We start from the raw sequence: 19855 nt of genomic DNA on the forward strand, positions 1-19855 counted from the left end.
AGTGCAACGCGGGGGAGACACAGCGGACCGCGGCAGAAGGCGGTGAGTCGGTGTCTCGGACCTCAGAAGAGCAACGTCCTGCTCCGTTTCGACGGCGATGGGGCGTCTACGAAGCTACGGTGCGGCCGGAGCCGGCGGCAAACGAATTAACCGCGGCGCCGACGGGAACCGCGCATCGAGCAGCCGGGCATCGAGCAGCCGGGCATCGAGCAGCCGGGCATCGAGCAGCCGGGCATCGAGCAGGCGCGCATCAGGCAGCCACGCACCGAGCAGCCGCGCATCGAGCAGCCACGCCTCAGCAGGAGCCGCGCATCAGCTCGGCGAGGCTCTGGTCCATGTCGAGGTACAGGTGCTCCAGGCCGGGCGGCACGATCGTCGAGGCCCGCTCCAGGAAGCGGTGCAGCTCGGCCGTCACCATCAGCACGATCGCGACCCCCTCGGGGGCGTGGAACTCCACGGTCGTCCGGTCCGCGTCGTACGGGCGCACCCGCACGTCCCCGCAGCCGGACGGGCGGTCCAGCCCGGACTCCAGCAGCTCCCGCGAGAAGGTCCACGAGACCTCGACGCCCTCCAGGGTCGCGGGCGCGGGGAAGGCCATCCGGACGGCGAAGGGATCCGACCGGTCGTAGCAGAGCGTGACGGGTACGGTGTCGACCTTCGGCGCGGTGGCGATCAGTCGGGCCTGCACGGCCTGCTCGATGACAGTGATCAAGGCTCGCTCCCTTGCGGCGGATCTCGTGCCGGACCGCGGGGTGGGGGTCCGGCAACGGGATAGACGCGTGACGCGGCGAATCCGCGCACGCGAACCGGAGTGAGCTGTGTCACCGAATGGCCTGAACACGCCTGTGTGATCGCACAGGGTGAGGGGCGGCAGAGGGATCCGGGAGCTGCAGGCGGGCCCCGGAGGCGTTCCAGTTCGGCCGGTTCCCGCTCACTCCACAGGCCCAAAGCGGGCTCCGGACCATCTGTTCGGGTCAGACCTCCGGGCTCTCCCGCACCGTCGCCAGGTCCGCCGAGGTCTTCGTCGCGAGGAACTCGGTGATGCGGTAGGAGCAGACGCCCGCCACCGTGAAGGGGTCCCCGGCCGCGATCCTCTCGATCTCCCGGCGGGAGACCCCGCCGGCCAGGATCATGCCCCCGTCGCGCGGGACCTTGCGGCCCGAGGCGAGGAAGATGCCGGCCGCGTAGTAGCCGTCCAGCCAGGCGATGTGCGCGTCCATCTCCTCTTCGACTGCTTCGAGGGGCGCGGTGTAGGTGAGCTCCATGACGAACATGATCGCCAGGCTACTCTCGCACCACTATGACGAGTGCGAAGACTCCCGCCGACGAGGCCGAGGCCAAGGCGATACAGGACGAACTGCGCGGCCGGGTCGTGCTGACCGAAACCGGACCCCCGCCCGGAGCGGGGCTGATCGCCGGGGTGGACGTGGCCTACGACGACGAGCGCGACCTGGTGGCCGCCGCCGCGGTCGTCCTCGACGCCGCCACCCTGCGCGTCGTGGAGGAGGCCACCTCCGTCGGCCGCGTCAGCTTCCCCTACGTACCCGGACTGCTGGCCTTCCGTGAGCTGCCGACCGTGCTCGCCGCGCTGGAGGCACTGACCGTCACGCCCGGTCTGGTGGTCTGCGACGGCTACGGACTGGCCCACCCGCGCCGCTTCGGGCTCGCCTGCCACCTCGGGGTGGTCACCGGGCTGCCCGCCATCGGCGTCGCGAAGAACCCGTTCACCTTCACCTACGGGGAACCGGGCGCCCGGCGCGGCGACCTCTCCCCGCTCCGCGCACCCGACGGGGAGGTCGTCGGGCGGGCGCTGCGCACGCAGGACGGGATCAAGCCCGTGTACGTGTCGGTGGGCCACCGGGTGTCCCTCGACAACGCCTGCGCGCACGCCCTGGCCCTCAGCCCCCGCTTCCGGATCCCGGAGACCACCCGGCACGCCGACTCCCTGTGCCGGCGGGCCCTGCGCGAGGCCACGGCGTAGCCGGCCCGCCCCCGGCCGTGCCTCAGCCGGCGGAGGCGACCCGGAAGCGGATGCCCGCCTTCCGGAGCCGGTCCAGCAGGGCGTCGCCCATCGCCACGGCGGTGGTCAGCTGGCCGGAGAGCTCGGGCAGGGCGTCGTGGGCGAGGCAGAGCGCGGACTCCGCGAACATCTTCGCGGTCTCCCCGTACCCCGGGTCGCCGCCCGAGACCTCGGTGAACACCCGGCGGCCGCCGCCCTCGCCCACGAACCGCACGCTGAACCAGCTGCGCGCCCGCCGCTCCGCGTCCGGGCCCTGGCCCGGCTCCCAGCGGCCTGCGAGCCACTGGCGCACCGGCGGGATCTGCGCGAGGGCGGCCACCCCGCCGACCGCCGCCGTACCGCCCACGGCGACGGGCAGGTGCCGTACGGAGGCGTAGTGCCGGTAGCGGAAGTCCGGGCCGTACCGCTCCAACGCGGCCGCCGACCGGGCCACGACCTGGACGTCCAGGACGGGCAGCGGCAGCGCCCAGGTGCCGGTCTCCCGGCTGAATCGGGGCGCGCCCACGGGCACCCGTACCCGCCGGCCCAGCAGCCGGGGCTCGTGGATCCGGCGGGCGCGGGCGGCGGCCAGGTTCTGCCGTCCGCGGCCCAGCGCGGTGAGCACCGTGGTGAAGGTGCCGCCCGAGAACAGGGCGTTGGAGCGGACGAACGCGTCCACGGTCAGCGGGACCCCGGCCGGCAGCTGTCCGACCGTGAAGTACGCCCCGAGGTCGGCCGGGACGGAGTCGAAACCGCAGGCGTGCACGATCCGGGCGCCGCTCTCGCGGGCCCGGGCGTCGTGCTCGACGTACATCCGGTCCACGAACTCCGGCTCGCCGGTCAGGTCCAGGTAGTCGGTGCCCGCCGCGGCGCAGGCGGCCACCAGCGGGGCCCCGTACAGGACGTACGGCCCCACGGTCGTGGCCAGCACCCGGGTGGAGGCGGCCAGTTCGCGCGTCGCCGCCGCGTCCTGGGCGTCGGCGCGCAGCAGCGGCAGCTCCGCGCACCGCGGGTCGAGGGCGGTCAGCCGCTCGCGCAGCCGCTCCAGCTTCGCGAGGTCGCGGCCCGCGAGGGCCCAGCGGCAGTCCGCGGGGGCGTGCGCCGCGAGGTACTCGGCGGTCAGCGCCCCCACGAACCCGGTCGCGCCGAAGAGCACGAGGTCGTACTCCCTTTCCGCGGTGCGCGGTTCGTGCCGGCCAGCTGCGTTCATCGGGAGCCTCCCAGACGGTGTCGGTGGTCGCTGAGGCTAGCGGGTGGCCGCCGTACGGGGCCGGGCGGGTGCCCCGGCTCGGCTCGCACGGTGCGCGTGGACCGGCCGGCGGGAGCGCGTGCGCCGGTCGGACGCCGTCGTCCGCCTCGTCCGGCTCCTGCGGCCCCGCCGCCCGCGGACGGCATAGCGTGAGGAGCAAGGACGGGCCGTGCGATCGGGTGCGGCCCGCGGCGAGCGGAGGTGCGCGTGAAGGCTGGGGTGCGCAAGTGGGAGGCGGTACGGGAGTTCGCCCTCGGACTGCCGCAGGCGCGGGAGGAGTTCCCGTGGGGTCCGGAGGACTGCGTGGTGAAGGTCAACAAGAAGATCTTCCTCTTCCTCGGCAACACCGACGGTCCGTCGCCCGGGATCTCCGTGAAGCTCAAGGACGAGGCGCTGCACGGTCACGCCATGACTGCGCCCGGCGCGGAGCCGACCGGATACGGGCTCGGGAAGGCCGGCTGGGTCTCGGTGCCGCTGGGGGAGAAGGGGTCGCCCTCCGCCGAGGTGCTGTGCGAGTGGGTGGAGGAGAGCTACCGGACCGTCGCGCTCAAGCGGGACCTCAAGGAGCTCGACGCACGGGCCGCCGCGCCGGGCGCCGGGCGTGACACCGGACCCGCCACCGGACCGGGCGCGACGGGAAACACGCCAACCGGCTAAGCGCTTGCTCTTGTGCTCAGTGGACCAGGTTCCTAGCATCACTGGTGTTACATCAGTTGTGTCACACAGTGGCGGCAGTGGTGCCACCGGATGCTGGGGGCTCGATGGCAGTGACAGGGAACGTGTCGGGGAACGTGCCCGCAAGCGGCGGGGGCCCGCTCGCGGGCGTGCGCGTCGTCGAGCTCGCGGGCATCGGGCCGGGGCCGTTCGCCGCCATGCTCCTCGCCGACCTGGGCGCCGACGTGGTGCGGGTGGACCGGCCCGGCGGCGGTGGACTGGCCGTGAACCCGGCCTACGACATCACCAACCGCAACAAGCGCTCCGTCGTCGTCGACCTGAAGTCCGCCGACGGCCCGGCCCGCGTGCTGGACCTGGTCGAGCGTGCCGACGTGCTCATCGAGGGCTTCCGCCCCGGGGTCGCCGAACGGCTCGGCGTGGGCCCGGCCGACTGCCACGCCCGCAATCCCCGGCTCGTCTACGGCCGGATGACCGGCTGGGGCCAGGACGGGCCGCTCGCCCACACCGCCGGGCACGACATCGCGTACATCGCGGTCACCGGCGCCCTGGGCATGATCGGCAACCCGGGCGAACCCCCGGCCGTCCCCGCCAACCTGGTCGGCGACTACGCGGGCGGCTCGCTCTACCTCGTCATCGGCGTCCTCGCCGCCCTCCAGCACGCCCGCACCCCCGGCGGCACCGGCCAGGTCGTCGACGCGGCCATCGTCGACGGGACCGCCCACCTCACCGCCATGATCCACGGGATGATGGCGGCCGGCGGCTGGCAGGACCGGCGCGGGGCCAACCTCCTCGACGGCGGCTGCCCCTTCTACGGCACCTACGAGACCTCCGACGGCGGATACATGGCCGTCGGCGCGCTGGAGCAGCAGTTCTACGACAGCTTCGTCGAGCTCCTCGGCATCAAGGACCGGGCCCCCGCCCGCAAGGACCTGGCCCGCTGGGGCGAGCTCCGCGAGGCCGTCGCCGCGCGCTTCAAGTCCCGTACCCGCGAGGAGTGGACGGCCGTCTTCGAGGGCACCGACGCCTGCGTGGCGCCCGTGCTCTCCCTGCGCGAGGCCCCGCACCACCCGCACCTGGCCGCCCGGGGCACCTTCGTCGAGGCCGCCGGCATCACCCAGCCGGCCCCCGCGCCCCGCTTCTCCGCGACCCCGGCCACCACCGTGGGCGGACCCGCGCTGCCGGGCGCGCACACGGAGTCGGTCGCGGCCGACTGGGGCGTTCCGGGGCTCCTGGGCAAGGAGCCCGGCGCCTGATGGAACTCTCGATGATGCTCGACTACGCCGCGGACCCGCGGCGCGCCGCCGACGCGGCGGCGGAGCTGGAGCCGGCCGGTCTCGACGCCGTGTGGGTGGCCGAGGCCTGGGGCTTCGACGCCCCGACGATCATGGGGTACCTGGCCGCCCGGACCGAGCGGATGAAGATCGGCTCGGCCATCCTCAACGTCTACTCGCGCACCCCCGCCCTCATCGCCCAGACCGCGGCGGGCCTGGACGCCCTGTCCGGCGGCCGGGCCATGCTCGGCCTCGGGGCGTCGGGCCCGCAGGTGGTCGAGGGCTGGCACGGGAAGCCGTACGACAAGCCGATCGGCCGGACCCGGGAGACCGTCGAGCTGTGCCGGCGCATCTGGCGCCGCGAGACCATCGACCACCACGGCATCACCGACATGCCGCTCCCGCCCGAGAAGGGCGGCCGGCACGGCAAGCCGCTCAGGATGCTGACCCGCCCGGTCCGCGCGGACATCCCCGTCCACGTGGCCTCGCTGGGACCGGCCAACGTGCGCATGACGGCCGAGATCGCCGACGGCTGGCTGCCCACCCTGTTCGTGCCGGAGAAGGCCGGCGCGGTGTGGGGGAGCGCCCTCGCCGATGGCGCGGCCCTGCGCGCACCCGAGCTGGGCCCGCTCCAGGTCACGGCCGGCGGACTGCTCGCCATCGGCGAGGACGCGGCGGCCCTGCGCGAGCTCGCGCGCCCGCAGATCGCCCTGTACGTCGGCGGCATGGGCGCGGTCGGCAAGAACTTCTACAACGACCTGGCCGTCGCCTACGGGTACGGGGAGGCGGCCCGCACGATCCAGGAGCTCTACCTCTCCGGGCGGAGGCGCGACGCGGCCGCCGCCGTACCGGACGAGCTGTGCGAACTCACCACGCTGTGCGGGCCCGAGGGGTACGTGCGCGAACGCGTCGAGGCCTTCCGGGCCGCCGGAGTGACCATGCTCAACGTCACCCCCGTCGGGCCCGAACCGGCCCGGCTCATCGAAACCGTCAAGAACTGGCTAGGGGGTGTCTTGCCGATCAGGCCGGGCTCGCGGCGCCTGCCACGCACGCTCGCCGCGTTGTCGTCACTTGCCGATGCTCCGCATCGACTCCCTCCTCCGCCTTGCGAGCGCACGCGTCAGACACCGCTCCCCGATCCGGCCCGACCGGCAAGACACCCCCTAGGAGGCCCCTTCCATGAAACGCCGGCTCTTCGACGCCGACCACGAGGCGTTCCGCGAGACCGTCCGCACCTTCCTCACCAAGGAGGTGCTGCCGCACTACGAGCAGTGGGAGAAGGACGGGATCGTCAGCCGTGAGGCCTGGCGGGCCGCCGGCCGCCAGGGGCTGCTCGGCCTCGCCGTCCCGGAGGAGTACGGGGGCGGCGGGAACACCGACTTCCGGTACGCGGCGGTGATCGCCGAGGAGTTCACCCGGGCGGGCGCCGCCGGGCTCGCGATCGGCCTGCACAACGACATCATCGGGCCCTACCTGACCTCGCTGGCCACCGAGGAGCAGAAGCGCCGCTGGCTGCCGGGCTTCTGCTCCGGCGAGATCATCACCGCCATCGCGATGACCGAACCGGGCGCGGGCTCCGACCTCCAGGGCATCCGGACCACCGCCGAGGACGCGGGCGACCACTGGGTGCTCAACGGCTCCAAGACCTTCATCTCCAACGGCATCCTCGCCGACCTGGTGATCGTGGTCGCGAAGACCACCCCCGAGGGCGGGGCCCACGGGATGTCCCTGCTGGTCGTGGAGCGCGGTACGGAGGGCTTCGAGCGCGGCCGCAACCTCGACAAGATCGGCCAGAAGGCGCAGGACACCGCCGAGCTGTTCTTCCACGACTTGCGCGTCCCCAAGGAGAACCTGCTCGGCGAGCTGAACGGCGCCTTCGTCCACCTGATGACCAACCTCGCGCAGGAGCGGATGGGCATCGCGATGGCCGGCATCGCCGCCGCCGAGTACCTGCTGGAGATCACCTCGACTTACGTCAAGGAGCGCGAGGCCTTCGGGCGGCCGCTCTCCAAGCTCCAGCACGTCCGCTTCGAGATCGCCGAGATGGCCACCGAGTGCGCGGTCACCCGTACCTTCCTCGACCGCTGCATCACCGACCACTCCAACGGGGAGCTGGACCACGTCCACGCCTCGATGGCCAAGTGGTGGGCCACCGAACTCCAGAAGCGGGTCGCCGACCGCTGTCTGCAACTGCACGGCGGATACGGCTACATGACCGAGTACCGGGTCGCCCGGGCCTTCACCGACGGCCGCATCCAGACCATCTACGGCGGCACGACCGAGATCATGAAGGAGATCATCGGCCGTTCCCTGCTGGGCTGACCCCTCACGACCTCCCACCGTCTCCGCACCCCCGAAAGGCTTGACCAGTGAGCACCGAAGCGTACGTATACGACGCGATCCGCACGCCGCGCGGCCGTGGCAAGGCCAACGGCTCCCTGCACGGCACCAAGCCGATCGACCTGGTCGTCGGCCTGATCCACGCCCTGCGCGAGCGCAACCCCGGCCTGGACCCCGCCACCATCGACGACATCGTGCTCGGCGTCGTCAGCCCGGTCGGCGATCAGGGATCCGACATCGCCCGGATCGCGGCGATCGCCGCCGGGCTGCCGGACACCGTCGCCGGCGTCCAGGAGAACCGCTTCTGCGCCTCGGGCCTCGAAGCCGTCAACATGGCCGCCGCGAAGGTCCGTTCCGGCTGGGAGGACCTGGTCCTCGCGGGCGGCGTGGAGTCGATGTCCCGGGTCCCGATGGCCTCGGACGGCGGAGCCTGGTTCAACGACCCGATGACCGGCTGGAACACCGACTTCGTCCCGCAGGGCATCGGCGCCGACCTGATCGCCACGATCGAGGGATTCTCCCGCCGCGACGTGGACGAGTACGCCTCCCTGTCGCAGGAGCGGGCCGCCGCCGCCATCAAGGACGGCCGCTTCGCCAAGTCGGTCGTCCCGGTCACCGACCGCAACGGCCTCGTGGTCCTGGACCACGACGAGTTCGTCCGCCCCGGCACCACCGCCGACACCCTCGCCCGGCTGAAGCCCTCCTTCGCGGACATCGGCGAACTCGGCGGCTTCGACGCCGTCGCCCTGCAGAAGTACCACTGGGTCGAGAAGATCGACCACGTCCACCACGCGGGCAACTCCTCCGGCATCGTCGACGGCGCCTCCCTCGTCGCGATCGGCTCCCGCGAGGCGGGTGAGCGGGGCGGTCTGACGCCCCGCGCCCGGATCGTCTCGGCCGCCGTCTCCGGCTCCGAGCCCACCATCATGCTCACCGGCCCCGCCCCGGCCACCCGCAAGGCCCTCGCCAAGGCCGGCCTGACCATCGACGACATCGACCTGATCGAGATCAACGAGGCCTTCGCCGGTGTCGTGCTCCGCTTCGTCAAGGACATGGGCGTCTCCCTGGACAAGGTCAACGTCAACGGCGGCGCCATCGCCCTCGGCCACCCGCTCGGCGCCACCGGCGCGATGATCCTCGGCACCCTCGTCGACGAACTGGAGCGCCAGGACAAGCGCTACGGCCTCGTCACCCTCTGCGTCGGCGGCGGCATGGGCGTCGCCACCATCGTCGAACGCCTCTGAACCCGTCCTGATCCCCGATCCCTGATCCCACCCCCGACACGGAAGTTGCGAACCATGAGCGAGTCCACCACGATCCGCTGGGAACAGGACGAGACCGGCGTCGTCACCCTGGTCCTCGACGACCCGAACCAGTCCGCCAACACGATGAACCAGGCCTTCAAGGACTCGATCGCCGCGATCGCGGAGCGCGCCGAGGCCGAGAAGGACTCCATCCGCGGCATCATCTTCACCTCCGCCAAGAAGACCTTCTTCGCGGGCGGCGACCTCAAGGACATGGTCCGGCTGCGCCCCGAGCACGCACAGCTGGCCTTCGACACCGGCACCGCCATCAAGGCCTCGCTGCGCCGCATCGAAACCCTCGGCAAGCCCGTCGTCGCGGCCATCAACGGCGCCGCCCTCGGCGGCGGTTACGAGATCTGTCTGGCCTCCCACCACCGCGTGGCCCTCGACGCCCCCGGTTCCAGGATCGGCCTGCCCGAGGTCACCCTCGGCCTGCTCCCGGCCGGCGGCGGCGTCACCCGGACCGTACGGCTGATGGGCATCGCCGACGCGCTCCTCAAGGTGCTGCTGCAGGGGACCCAGTACACCCCGCAGCGCGCGCTGGACAACGGTCTGGTGCACGAACTGGCCTCCTCGCCCGAGGAGATGCTCGCCAAGGCGCGCGCCTTCATCGACGCGAACCCCGAATCGAAGCAGCCCTGGGACGTCCCCGGCTACAAGATCCCGGGCGGTACGCCGTCCAACCCGCGGTTCGCCGCCAACCTCCCGGCCTTCCCCGCGAACTTGAAGAAGCAGCTGAACGGGGCCCCGTACCCGGCCCCGCGCAACATCCTGGCCTGCGCCGTCGAAGGCGCCCAGGTGGACTTCGAGACCGCGCTGACCATCGAGGCCCGCTACTTCACCGAGCTGGTCACCGGGCAGACCGCGAAGAACATGATCCAGGCCTTCTTCTTCGACCTCCAGGCCGTCAACGCGGGCCGCAGCCGCCCGCAGGGCGTGGCCCCCCGCAAGGTCGCCAAGGTGGCCGTGCTCGGCGCCGGCATGATGGGCGCGGGCATCGCCTACTCCTGCGCCCGCGCGGGCATCGAGGTGGTGCTGAAGGACGTCACGACCGAGGCCGCCGCCAAGGGCAAGGCGTATTCCGAGAAGCTGCTCGACAAGGCCCTGTCCCGGGGCCGTACCACCGAGGCCAAGCGCGCCGAGCTGCTCGCCCGGATCACCCCGACCGCGGAGGCCGCCGACGTGGCGGGCTGCGACGCCGTCATCGAGGCCGTCTTCGAGGACACCGCCCTCAAGCACAAGGTGTTCCAGGAGATCCAGGAGTACCTGACCCCCGACGCGCTGCTCTGCTCCAACACCTCCACGCTGCCCATCACGGGCCTCGCGGAAGGGGTTTCACGGCCCGCGGACTTCATCGGACTGCACTTCTTCTCGCCCGTGGACAAGATGCCGCTGGTCGAGATCATCAAGGGCGAGCGCACCGGCGACGAGGCCATCGCCCGCGCCTTCGACCTCGTACGGCAGATCAACAAGACCCCGATCGTGGTCAACGACTCGCGCGGGTTCTTCACCTCGCGGGTCATCGGCCAGTTCATCAACGAGGGCGTCGCGATGGTCGGCGAGGGCATCGAGCCCGCCTCCATCGAGCAGGCCGCGGCCCAGGCCGGGTACCCGGCCAAGGTGCTCTCCCTGATGGACGAGCTGACCCTGACCCTGCCCCGCAAGATCCGCAACGAGACCCGCAAGGCCTTCGAGGCCGAGGGCCGGGACTGGCCGGAGCACCCGGCCGACGCCGTCATCGACCGCATGGTCGACGAGTTCGGGCGCCCCGGGCGCAGCGGCGGCGGCGGGTTCTACGCGTACGACGAGGCGGGCAAGCGCGCCGGGATCTGGCCGGGGCTGCGGGAGCACTTCACCAAGGCCGGGGCCGGGATCCCGTTCGAGGACATGAAGGAGCGGATGCTCTTCTCCGAGGCGCTGGACACCGTCCGCTGCTTCGACGAGGGCGTCCTGACCTCCTACGCCGACGCCAACATCGGTTCCATCATGGGCATCGGCTTCCCCGCCTGGACCGGCGGCGTGATCCAGTACATCAACGGCTACGAGGGCGGCCTCGCCGGGTTCGTCGCCCGGGCCCGGGAGCTGGCCGGGAAGTACGGCGAGCGCTTCACCCCGCCGGCCTCCCTGGTGGAGAAGGCCGGGCGCGGGGAGACGTACGCCGACTGAGCGGCCCGGTGACGGCCCGCGTGCGGTTCCGGGGCAGCCCGCCCCGGGACCGCACCCCTGGGACCGCACGCCGCCGGGGTTCAGGCGCCGGCGTGCCCGGCGGTACGCAGCTCCGCGAACGGGCCCCGGTACGACACGCCGTCCGGCGCGGTCCAGCCGGCGGTGAGCCGGCCCACGGCCCCGGGACCGACCTGCGGTCCGGTGTCCTGCGTTCCGGTGTTCCGCGGTCCGGTGTCCTGCGGTCCGGCCTGCCCGGGCCGCAGGACGCGCGTCAGGCCGAGCGTCATCTTGGATTCGGGGCCGCCCGGCAGCCGTACGCCGGTTCCCAGCGCGGTGTCGGTGACTTCCGGCCACCCCCGCGAGAGGTCCGCCGGGAGCTCGGGGCCCTCGTACCAGGCGGTGACCGTGGGGTCGCTCACGCCGCTGTCGCACTGGTCCTGCGCCACCGTGCGGCCCTGGATCAGCGCGAGCAACTGGCCGAGGAGCACCGGGTCGTGGGCGCCGTCGTAGATCCAGCGGGTGCCGAGCACCCCGTGCTCGGAGGTGCCCACCAGAGCGGCCTCGACGCCGTCGAGCGGGGCGCCGCGGTAGGTGAGGGGCACGAGGTAGGAGGTGTCCCGGCCGCCCGAGCGGTCGGTGAGCACCATGAACTCGATGCCGACCTCGCCCTCGGGGTCATCGAGCCGGAACCCGCCCGAGCGGTCGAGCTCGGGGGCGTGTCCCGTGGACGCGTACCACGGCCGCGTCGGGAGCCAGGCAGTGAGCAGCTCCGTCTTACCGGGCTTCATGGTGGTCTTGTAGATCATCGCCATGGCCTGAACCTATCGGCTCCGAGACGAAGGCAGCCCGCAATTCCTCCTTCAGCGAGCGCTGGAACGCGGTCACCAGGGCCTGCACCACCATCGGCTGCATGTGCGCGGACAGCGCCTTCATCGACTCCACCCGCTCCGGATCGCTCTCGCCCTCCGTGAACGGCCCCCACACCTCGTCCCGGAACAGCGCGGTCAACTGGTGGGCCGCCGTCCGCGCGTGCCCGAGCAGCACCTCGCGCGCGGCCAGGATCGTCTCGTGGGCGATCGGCACGTCGAGGAGCGCGACCCCGAGCCGCAGCAGTCCCACGTCCACCCGGAAGCCCTCCGGGGCCGGCGCCAGCACGTTCATCGCGGTCAGCCGCCGGATGTCGGTCTCGGTCAGCGTCCGGCCGGCCCGCTTCTCCAGTTCCGCGCGCGAGGAGTCCAGCGCCGCGTCCGGGGCCCAGGTCGCCACCAGCGCGCGGTGGATGGCGAGATCGTGCGCGCTCAGGTCGTCGGGCAGGGCGTCGAGATAGCGCTCGATGGCCGAGAGGGTCATGCCCTGGTGCTGCAACTCCTCGATGAGCGCGAGGCGCGACAGGTGCTCCGGGCCGTAGCGGCCCACCCGACGGGGTCCGATCACGGGAGGGGGCAAAAGCCCGCGGGTGCTGTAGAACCTTACGGTGCGGACGGTCACACCCGCCCTGGCCGCCAGTTCGTCGACGGTCAGCGACGCCGGCTCCGGTGCCTGGGTGGTCATGGGCTCTCCGCCTTGCTCTCTGATCAGCGCGTCGACACGGCTCGTGTTCAACAGTATTGCTGTCGCACCAACGATGTGAAACGGCAAGGAGCTGCCCATGCCCACGAAACTGGCACTGCCCGCACCTCCGGAAGAGCTCACCCTGCCCGCCCTGCTGGCGCGCAACGCCGCCGAGCACGGCGACCTCCCCGCCCTCTCGTGGCGCGAGGGCCCCGACGGCACGGCCTGGACCACCCTCAGCTGGAAGGACGTGCGCCGCAAGGTGGCCGTCCTCGCCGCCGGCTACGCCTCCCTGGGCGTCGAACGCGGCGAGCACGTCCTGCTGATGATGGGCAACCGGCCGGAGCACTGGCTCACCGATCTCGCCCTGGTCCACCTCGGCGCCGTCCCCGTCACCGTGTACGGGACCTCCGCGCCCGAGCAGATCGCCCACATAGCCCGCCACAGCCGGGCCCGGCTCGCCGTGGTCGAGGGCGCCCGGGAGCTGGTGCGGTGGGAGCCGCTGCTGGCCGACCCCGGAATCCCGCTGGAACGGCTCGTCGTGGCCGAGGCCCCCGAGGCGGGCCCGCACTCCACCTACGCCTCGGTGTACGCCGGCGGCGTCCATCTGCACCGCTCCGAGTCCTTCGAGAAGGGCTGGCGCGAGTCCCGCTCCGGGGACCCGCTGACCGTCGTCTACACCTCGGGCACCACCGGCGACCCCAAGGGGGTGCGCCTGACCCACCGCAACATCCTGCTCCAGTCCGTCCGCCTCGACGGGCACATCGAGCTGCCCGAACACGCCGAGCACCTCTGCTACCTGCCCTTCGCGCACATCGCGGAGCGGATCCTCGGCATCTACCTCCCGCTGCTGCGGGCCGCCCACGTCCGGCTGTGCGCCGACCCGGCCGCCGTGTCGGTCGCGGTGCGCGAGCTGCACCCGGTGCAGTTCTTCGGGGTGCCCCGGGTGTGGGAGAAGCTGGCCGCCTCCGTACGGGCCGTCCTCGGCAGGCTGCCCGAGGAGCAGCGGCGCGCCATCGAAGCCGCCAACGACCTGGCGCGGGAGCGGGCCGGCCACCGGGAGCGCGGCGAGGAGGTCCCGGCCGCGCTCGAAGCCTCGTACGCCCGGGCCAAGGAGCAGGTGCTGGACCCGCTGCTGACGCTGGCCGGGCTGGACCGGCTGGTCTGGACGGCCAGCGCCACCGCGCCGATGCCGATCGACGTGGTCCGCTTCTGGGCGGGCTGGGGGATCACCATCATGGACGCGTGGGGGCTGACCGAGACCTCCGGCGTGTGCACGGTCAACAGCCCGGACGCCTTCCGGCTGGGGTCCGTGGGCCGCCCGATCCAGGGGCTGGAGCTGCGGATCGCCGGGGACGGGGAGATCTTCACGCGCGGGGAGACGGTCTTCGGCGGCTACCTCCTGCCGGACGGCTCGGTGGAGAGCGCCTGCGACGAAGCGGGCTGGTTCCCGACGGGGGACATCGGGCGGCTCGACGAGGAGGGCTTCCTCTGGCTGACCGACCGCAAGAAGGAACTGATCATCACCTCGAACGGGAAGAACGTCTCGCCCGCCCTGGTGGAGAACACCCTCAAGGAACACCCGCTGATCGGTCAGGCCCTGGTGCACGGCGACGGACGCTCCTACCTCGTCGCCCTCCTCGTGCTGGACCCCGAACTCGGCCCGGCCTGGGCCCAGGCCCAGGGCATCCACGCCGGGGCCGCCACGCCCGCGGAGCTCGCCGCGCACCCGGCCGTACGGGAAGAGGTCGCCCGCGCCGTCGCGGCCGCCAACGCCCGGCTCAACCGCACCGAGCAGATCAAGCGCTACCGGCTGCTGACCGGGGAGTGGGGCCCGGAGTCGGGGGAGCTGACCCCGTCGCTGAAACTGCGCCGCCGGGTGGTCCGGGAGAAGTACGCGGAGCTGATCGAGGGGCTGTACGCGGAGCCGTACGCGCAGGAGCCGTACGAGGCCCCGTAGAAGGGTCCGTCACACGAATGGCCCTGCCCGGTGAGCGGAAGATCGCTCGCCGGGCAAGGGTGAGGGAATGTGCATATGCCCTGAATTCGCCACGCCGCCCGGCAAGGGCGGCTGATCGCCCATGGGTGTGCTGCAAGACCACCCCGAACTCGCCCTGTTCCTCTGCCTGGCGGCCGGTTACCTGCTGGGCAAGGTGCGCGTCGGCCCGATCACCCTCGGCGGCATCTGCGGCACGCTGATCGTGTCGCTGCTGCTCGGCGCCTGGGCCAAGATCGAGATCGACGCGGATGTGAAGACGATCTTCTTCGCGCTCTTCATCTTCGCCCTCGGCTACATGGCCGGACCGCAGTTCTTCGCCAACCTCAACCGCAAGAGCATGCGCTTCTTCGCGCTCTGCTTCATCGAGCTCGTCAGCGTGCTCGGCCTCGCCTACCTGCTGGCCAAGGCCTTCGACCTCGATGTCGGCACCGCCTCCGGCATCCTCGCCGGCGCGGCCACCGAATCCGCCGTGGTCGGCACCGCCACCGAGGCGATCGGCAAACTGCCCGACCTGACCGCGGACCAGATCTCCACCTACCAGGGCCACGTGGCCACCGCGTACACGGTCTGCTACCTCTTCGGCCTGGTCACCATCGTCATCTACACCAGCCAGATCATGCCGATGCTGCTGCGCACCAACCTCGCGGACGCCTCGCGCGAACTGTGGGAGAAGATGCGCGGCGGCGGCTCCGGCGGCCTGGAGAGCGACGAGCGCGAGGCGGTGCCCGGGCTGGTCGGGCGGACCCACCTGGTCACCCTCGCCGACGGCCGTACCGTCGGGGACCTGGAAGCGGCCTTCGACGGCGGGGTCACCGTGGAGGCCGTCCGGCGCGGCTCCAAGGACCTCACCCCCGCCCCGGACCTCGAACTCGTGCTCTCCGACCTCGTCCTCGTCGTCGGCCGGCGCTCCGAGGCCATCGCGGCGGGCCGGGCCATCGGCCCGGAGACCCCCGGCATCCCGGGGGTCGACGCCCCGCTGGCCACCCGGCAGGTCGCCATGACCGACAAGTCGGTCGCCGGCAAGTCGCTGGACCAGATCCGCTCGACGCACCCGGAGTTCGGGCGCAGCGGCGTGTACGTGACCGACGTGCTCCGCGGTGAGCAGCACCTGCCCGCCAACCCGGACACCGTCGTCGAACGCGGTGACGTCATCACCCTCGTGGGCGCCCGCTCGGGCCTGAACCGGATCGTGGCGAAGATCGGCACGGTGGCCAAGAACGACGCCACCGACTTCATCTACCTCGGTCTGGGCATCGCGATCGGCTCGCTCATCGGGCAGATCGTGGTCCGTGCCGGCGGGGTCCCGCTCTCGCTCGGCACCGGCGGCGGCTGCCTGATCTCGGGTCTGCTCTTCGGCTGGTTCCGCTCCCGCCGGCAGACCTTCGGCGCCTTCCCGCCGCAAGCCGCCACCACCATCAAGGACATGGGGCTCGCGGTCTTCATCGCCTGCACCGGTCTGACCTCGGGCCCGCAGGCCTGGCCGCTGCTCAAGGAGTACGGGGCCCTGCTCCCGTTCGCCGGGATCGCCATGGTCCTCGTACCGGCCACGATCTCGCTGGTCATCGGGCGCAAGTTCCTGAAGATCGAGAAGCCGCTGCTGATCGGCGCCATCGCCGGACAGCAGTGCTCCACCCCGGCCATCACGTCGGTCACGCAGGTGGCGCGGAGCTCGGTGCCGATGCTCGGCTACACGATCACCTACGCGCTGTCCAACTTCCTGCTCCCACTCACCGGACCGATCCTCGTCGGGATCCTCGGAGCCTGACCCCCACCAGGACGGGTTACCAGCATGATCGACTTCCTTGTCCGGAACATCTTCAAGCCCCACCCCGAACTCCTGGTCTTCATCACCGTCGCCTTCGGCTTCCTCGTCGGCAAGCTGCGGTGGAAGGCCATCGGGCTGGGCGCCGTCACCGGCTGCCTCATCATGGGCCTGATCTTCGGCGCCCAGTTCAAGATCACCATCGACGGGACCGTGAAGAACCTCTTCTTCACGATGTTCCTGTTCGCCCTCGGCTACAAGGTCGGCCCGCAGTTCTTCCGGGGACTGAAGAAGGACGGCCTGCCCCAGGTCCTCAACGCGGTGATCGTCTGCGTCACCGGCCTGCTGGTCTCCTGGGGCTTCGCCGTGATGCTCGGCTACGGCCCCGGTCTCAGCGCCGGTCTGCTGGGCGGCGCGCTCACCCAGTCCGCCGTCATCGGCGTCGCCCAGGACGCGATCGGCAACCTCCCCGGACTCAGCCCGTCAGAGGTCACCGAGCAGCAGAACCTCGTCGCGGTCGGCTACGCCGTCACCTACCCGCTCGGCACGATCCTCTGCGCGATGCTCCTGGCCAACGTGCTGCCCCGGCTCTACCGCCGGAACCTGGCCGCCGAGAGCGCCCAGCTCGCCAAGGAGCTCGACGCGCCCAGCGACAACCCCGACCTGCACGAGGGCTACTACGAGGTCGTCCTGCGGGCCTACACCATCCAGCGGCCGGACCTCGTGGGCCGGACCATCGACGACTTCGAGCACCAGCAGAAGCAGCTGGGCCAGCGGATCTACCTCACCCGGATCCGCAGGGACGGCGCGATCATCGACCACACCCAGCAGACCGTGCTGAAGGAGGGCGACGTCGTCGCCGTCAGCGCCCTGCGCGGATCCCTCGTCGAGTTCGACGCCCGCACCCACATCGGCCCCGAGGCCGACGACGTCGAACTCCTCGGCTACCAGACGGAGAACCTGCACGTCGTCGCCTCCGAGAAGGCCCAGCTGGGCAAGACCATCGCGGAGCTGCGGGCCGAGCCCTTCATGGTCGGCGTCTACATCGAGAAGGTCTTCCGGTCCGGTGCGGAGTTCCCCTACCGGCTCTCCACCCAGCTGGAGCGCGGCGACACCCTGATCCTCTCCGGCCCCAAGCGCCTGGTGGACCCCGCCGGGCGGGCCATCGGCAAGCCGGTCCCGACGAGCTTCGCCACCGACATGATCTGGGTGGGCCTCGGCATCTTCCTCGGCGGCTGCATCGGCATCCCGGCGCTCACCGCGGGCGGGGTCCCGATCTCGCTGTCCACCTCGGGCGGCGCGCTGATCATGGGCCTGGTCTTCGGCTGGATCCGCGGCAGGTACCCGACGTACGGCAACGTCCCGCCCGGGGCCCAGTGGTTCATGGACACCCTCGGCCTGTGCCTCTTCGTCGCGGTCGTCGGCCTCAACGCCGGGCCCAGCTTCACCAGCGGGCTGGCCTCCGCCGGCTGGGGGCTGCTGCTCTGGGGTGCGGTCATCACGCTGATCCCGCTGTTGGTGGGCTTCCTCGTGGGTCATCACATCCAGAAGATCCGCTTCCCGATCCTCATGGGTGTCCTGGCCGGCGGCCAGACCACCACGGCGGCGATCGGAGCGGTGAACGAGGAGTCCAAATCCCAGGTGCCGACGCTCGGTTACACGATCCCCTACGCGGTCAGCAACGTACTGCTGACGATCTGGGGCGCGGTGATCGTCCTCCTCAACCACTGATCGTCCTCGCCGACCACTGATCGCCCTCCTCGACCACTGACTGTCCCCCCTCAGTGAACGTCCCCCTCGAACGAACCGAACGCCCCCGACGCAAGGAGCGAACCACCGTGCCGGAGACCACCTTCAGCCGCGAGGAGATCCAGTCCTTCGCTCAGCTCAGCCCCTTCGAGCTGAAGGACAAGTTCATCCAGCTGGCCACCGCCGCCCAGGAGGACAAGCCGGGCCAGAAGGACACCACCGCCCGCGCCATGCTCAACGCGGGCCGCGGCAACCCGAACTGGATCGCCACCGGGCCGCGCGAGGCCTTCTACGCCCTGGGCTACTTCGCCCTGGACGAGTCCCGCCGGGTGTGGACCGCCGACAACCTCGGCGGGATGCCCGAGAAGAAGGGCATCGGGGAGCGCTTCGAGTCCTGGACCCGGCGCCACCCGGACCTGCCCGGCGTGGAGATGCTGTCCGCCTGCGTCCAGTACGCCCTGACGCGCTGGCCGTTCGACAAGGACGCCTTCGTGCACGAGCTGACCGACTCCATCACGGGCGACAACTACCCGGTCCCGGACCGGATGCTGACGCACGCGGAGCACATCGTGCGCGGTTACGTCGCCGACGAGATGTTCGGCAAGAAGCCGCCGGAGGGCAACAACCTGTCGCTGTTCGCGACCGAGGGCGGCACCGCCGCCATGTGCTACATCTTCGACTCCCTGATGAAGAACGGGATCCTGAAGAAGGGCGACAAGATCGCCCTGATGACCCCGGTGTTCACCCCGTACATCGAGATCCCCGAGCTCGACACCTTCGAGTTCGAGGTGGTCAACGTCTCCGCGAGCCTCTTCGCCGAGACCGGCGTGCGCCAGTGGCGTTACCCGGAGGAGGAGGTCGCCAAGCTGGCCGATCCCTCCGTGAAGCTCGTGTGCCTGGTCAACCCGTCCAACCCGCCCTCGCTCGCGCTGAGCGACCGGGTGGCGAACCAGATCAAGGACATCGTCGCCACCAGCAACCCGAACCTGCTGATCGTCACGGACGACGTGTACGGCACCTTCGTGCCCGGCTTCCGCTCGATCGCCGCCGACCTCCCGCGCAACACCCTGCTCGTGTACTCGTACTCCAAGCACTACGGCTGCACCGGCTGGCGGCTCGGCGTCATCGGGCTGCACGACGACAACGTCATCGACGCGATGATCGCGGCCTTCCCCCAGGACCAGAAGGACCGCCTGGCCAAGCGGTACGGCACCCTCAGCCTGGAACCGGAGAAGATCCGCTTCGTCGACCGGCTCGTCGCGGACTCCCGCTCGGTGGCCCTCAACCACACGGCCGGCCTCTCGCTGCCGCAGCAGACGATGATGGTGCTCTTCTCGCTCTTCGACATGCTGGACGAGGGCCAGGCCTACAAGGAGCGGATCCGGCAGATCGTCCACCGCAGGCTCGACCTCCTCCTGGAGGGAGCCCAGATGAAGATCTCCGAGGACGACAAGCGGGCCGGGTACTACATCGAGCTCGACCTGCTGGCCGAGGCGGAACGGGTCCACGGCAAGGACTTCGCGGACTTCCTGGAGAAGAACTACGAGCCCGTCGACCCGCTGTTCCGGCTCGCCGAGCAGACCTCCGTGGTCCTCCTCAACGGCGGCGGCTTCGACGGCCCCCAGTGGTCGGTGCGCGTCTCGCTGGCCAACCTCGACGACCTGGACTACCTGAAGATCGGCCACCACCTGCGGCAGATCTTCAACGACTACGCGAGCGAGTGGGAGCGGTCGAAGGCCGCCGGCTGAGCCGTGCCCGACCCTGCTGAGCCGGGACCGAGCCGGGACCGG

14 protein-coding genes and 2 pseudogenes are annotated in these 19855 nt (G+C 71.4%); 11 read left to right on the forward strand and 5 right to left on the reverse strand.

All coding sequences use genetic code 11. The annotated features are described in order from the left end of the window. Positions 1-295: 295 nt before the first annotated feature. Both ACWCP2_RS03770 and ACWCP2_RS03775 read right to left on the reverse strand, forming a co-directional pair. A complete protein-coding gene (locus ACWCP2_RS03770) occupies positions 296-712 on the reverse strand; it encodes an SsgA family sporulation/cell division regulator (RefSeq protein ID WP_450906964.1) in 417 nt (138 codons plus the stop codon). 262 nt (positions 713-974) lie between these two features. Beyond that, positions 975-1274, reverse strand: a complete 300-nt coding sequence (locus tag ACWCP2_RS03775; protein ID WP_450906965.1) for a YciI family protein — start codon at positions 1272-1274, stop codon at positions 975-977. A 26-nt stretch (positions 1275-1300) separates the two neighbouring features. On the opposite strand from ACWCP2_RS03775, the gene ACWCP2_RS03780 reads away from it, so the two are divergent. Continuing rightward, a complete protein-coding gene (locus ACWCP2_RS03780; RefSeq protein WP_450906966.1) occupies positions 1301-1981 on the forward strand; it encodes an endonuclease V in 681 nt (226 codons plus the stop codon). 22 nt (positions 1982-2003) lie between these two features. On the opposite strand, the gene ACWCP2_RS03785 is transcribed toward ACWCP2_RS03780, so the two are convergent. Beyond that, entirely contained in the window at positions 2004-3209 is a 1206-nt protein-coding gene (locus ACWCP2_RS03785; RefSeq protein ID WP_450906967.1) for a saccharopine dehydrogenase family protein, read from the reverse strand. Positions 3210-3449: 240 nt separating this feature from the next. Here ACWCP2_RS03785 and ACWCP2_RS03790 point away from each other — a divergent pair. The 6 genes and pseudogenes from ACWCP2_RS03790 to ACWCP2_RS03815 form a co-directional block, all read left to right on the forward strand. Further along, positions 3450-3827 (forward strand): annotated as a pseudogene (locus ACWCP2_RS03790) (MmcQ/YjbR family DNA-binding protein); the annotation flags it as partial. Positions 3828-4009: 182 nt separating this feature from the next. Then, positions 4010-5176 carry a CaiB/BaiF CoA transferase family protein gene (locus ACWCP2_RS03795; RefSeq protein ID WP_450906968.1) on the forward strand — a complete coding sequence of 389 codons (1167 nt, stop codon included), beginning with the start codon at positions 4010-4012 and terminating at the stop codon, positions 5174-5176. Beyond that, positions 5176-6198: pseudogene (locus ACWCP2_RS03800) on the forward strand (LLM class F420-dependent oxidoreductase); the annotation flags it as partial. The gene ACWCP2_RS03795 and the pseudogene ACWCP2_RS03800, both read left to right, overlap by 1 nt. Before the next feature lie 175 nt (positions 6199-6373). After that, entirely contained in the window at positions 6374-7516 is a 1143-nt protein-coding gene (locus ACWCP2_RS03805; protein ID WP_450906969.1) for an acyl-CoA dehydrogenase family protein, read from the forward strand. 47 nt (positions 7517-7563) lie between these two features. After that, positions 7564-8778 (forward strand): acetyl-CoA C-acetyltransferase, encoded by a 1215-nt coding sequence (locus tag ACWCP2_RS03810; RefSeq protein WP_450906970.1) that lies wholly within the window; start codon positions 7564-7566, stop codon positions 8776-8778. Positions 8779-8832: 54 nt separating this feature from the next. Further along, positions 8833-11004, forward strand: a complete 2172-nt coding sequence (locus tag ACWCP2_RS03815; protein ID WP_450906971.1) for a 3-hydroxyacyl-CoA dehydrogenase NAD-binding domain-containing protein — start codon at positions 8833-8835, stop codon at positions 11002-11004. An 80-nt stretch (positions 11005-11084) separates the two neighbouring features. Here ACWCP2_RS03815 and ACWCP2_RS03820 read toward each other — a convergent pair whose 3' ends face one another. Next, a complete protein-coding gene (locus ACWCP2_RS03820) occupies positions 11085-11816 on the reverse strand; it encodes a maltokinase N-terminal cap-like domain-containing protein (RefSeq protein WP_450906972.1) in 732 nt (243 codons plus the stop codon). Continuing rightward, positions 11779-12555, reverse strand: coding sequence for a MerR family transcriptional regulator (locus ACWCP2_RS03825; RefSeq protein WP_450906973.1), 777 nt, complete (start codon positions 12553-12555; stop codon positions 11779-11781). Before ACWCP2_RS03825 ends, ACWCP2_RS03820 begins: the two co-directional genes overlap by 38 nt. A gap of 97 nt (positions 12556-12652) precedes the next feature. Between ACWCP2_RS03825 and ACWCP2_RS03830 the strand changes: the two genes are divergently transcribed. The 4 genes from ACWCP2_RS03830 (at position 12653) to ACWCP2_RS03845 (ending at position 19813) form a co-directional block, all read left to right on the forward strand. Next, a complete protein-coding gene (locus ACWCP2_RS03830; RefSeq protein WP_450906974.1) occupies positions 12653-14515 on the forward strand; it encodes an AMP-dependent synthetase/ligase in 1863 nt (620 codons plus the stop codon). Between the two features lie 121 nt (positions 14516-14636). Continuing rightward, positions 14637-16319: an aspartate-alanine antiporter gene (gene aspT / locus ACWCP2_RS03835; RefSeq protein WP_450906975.1), complete on the forward strand. Its 1683-nt coding sequence runs from the start codon at positions 14637-14639 to the stop codon at positions 16317-16319. A 24-nt stretch (positions 16320-16343) separates the two neighbouring features. Further along, positions 16344-18047: an aspartate-alanine antiporter gene (gene aspT / locus ACWCP2_RS03840; protein WP_450906976.1), complete on the forward strand. Its 1704-nt coding sequence runs from the start codon at positions 16344-16346 to the stop codon at positions 18045-18047. Positions 18048-18154: 107 nt separating this feature from the next. After that, on the forward strand, positions 18155-19813 hold the full coding sequence (locus tag ACWCP2_RS03845) for a bifunctional aspartate transaminase/aspartate 4-decarboxylase (protein WP_450906977.1): 1659 nt from the start codon (positions 18155-18157) through the stop codon (positions 19811-19813). Positions 19814-19855 lie beyond the last annotated feature (42 nt).

It is taken from the genome of Streptomyces sp. NPDC002104 (assembly GCF_053593795.1).

What these genes read in the sequence shown, in the direction of transcription:
- aspT (WP_450906976.1), top strand. Translation starts at nt 16,344, where the DNA reads ATGATCGACTTCCTTGTCCGGAACATCTTCAAGCCCCACCCCGAACTC.
- ACWCP2_RS03780 (WP_450906966.1), top strand. Translation starts at nt 1,301, where the DNA reads ATGACGAGTGCGAAGACTCCCGCCGACGAGGCCGAGGCCAAGGCGATA.
- aspT (WP_450906975.1), top strand. Translation starts at nt 14,637, where the DNA reads ATGGGTGTGCTGCAAGACCACCCCGAACTCGCCCTGTTCCTCTGCCTG.
- ACWCP2_RS03820 (WP_450906972.1), bottom strand. Translation starts at nt 11,816, where the DNA reads ATGGCGATGATCTACAAGACCACCATGAAGCCCGGTAAGACGGAGCTG.
- ACWCP2_RS03805 (WP_450906969.1), top strand. Translation starts at nt 6,374, where the DNA reads ATGAAACGCCGGCTCTTCGACGCCGACCACGAGGCGTTCCGCGAGACC.
- ACWCP2_RS03785 (WP_450906967.1), bottom strand. Translation starts at nt 3,209, where the DNA reads ATGAACGCAGCTGGCCGGCACGAACCGCGCACCGCGGAAAGGGAGTAC.
- ACWCP2_RS03795 (WP_450906968.1), top strand. Translation starts at nt 4,010, where the DNA reads ATGGCAGTGACAGGGAACGTGTCGGGGAACGTGCCCGCAAGCGGCGGG.
- ACWCP2_RS03815 (WP_450906971.1), top strand. Translation starts at nt 8,833, where the DNA reads ATGAGCGAGTCCACCACGATCCGCTGGGAACAGGACGAGACCGGCGTC.
- ACWCP2_RS03825 (WP_450906973.1), bottom strand. Translation starts at nt 12,555, where the DNA reads ATGACCACCCAGGCACCGGAGCCGGCGTCGCTGACCGTCGACGAACTG.
- ACWCP2_RS03775 (WP_450906965.1), bottom strand. Translation starts at nt 1,274, where the DNA reads ATGTTCGTCATGGAGCTCACCTACACCGCGCCCCTCGAAGCAGTCGAA.
- ACWCP2_RS03830 (WP_450906974.1), top strand. Translation starts at nt 12,653, where the DNA reads ATGCCCACGAAACTGGCACTGCCCGCACCTCCGGAAGAGCTCACCCTG.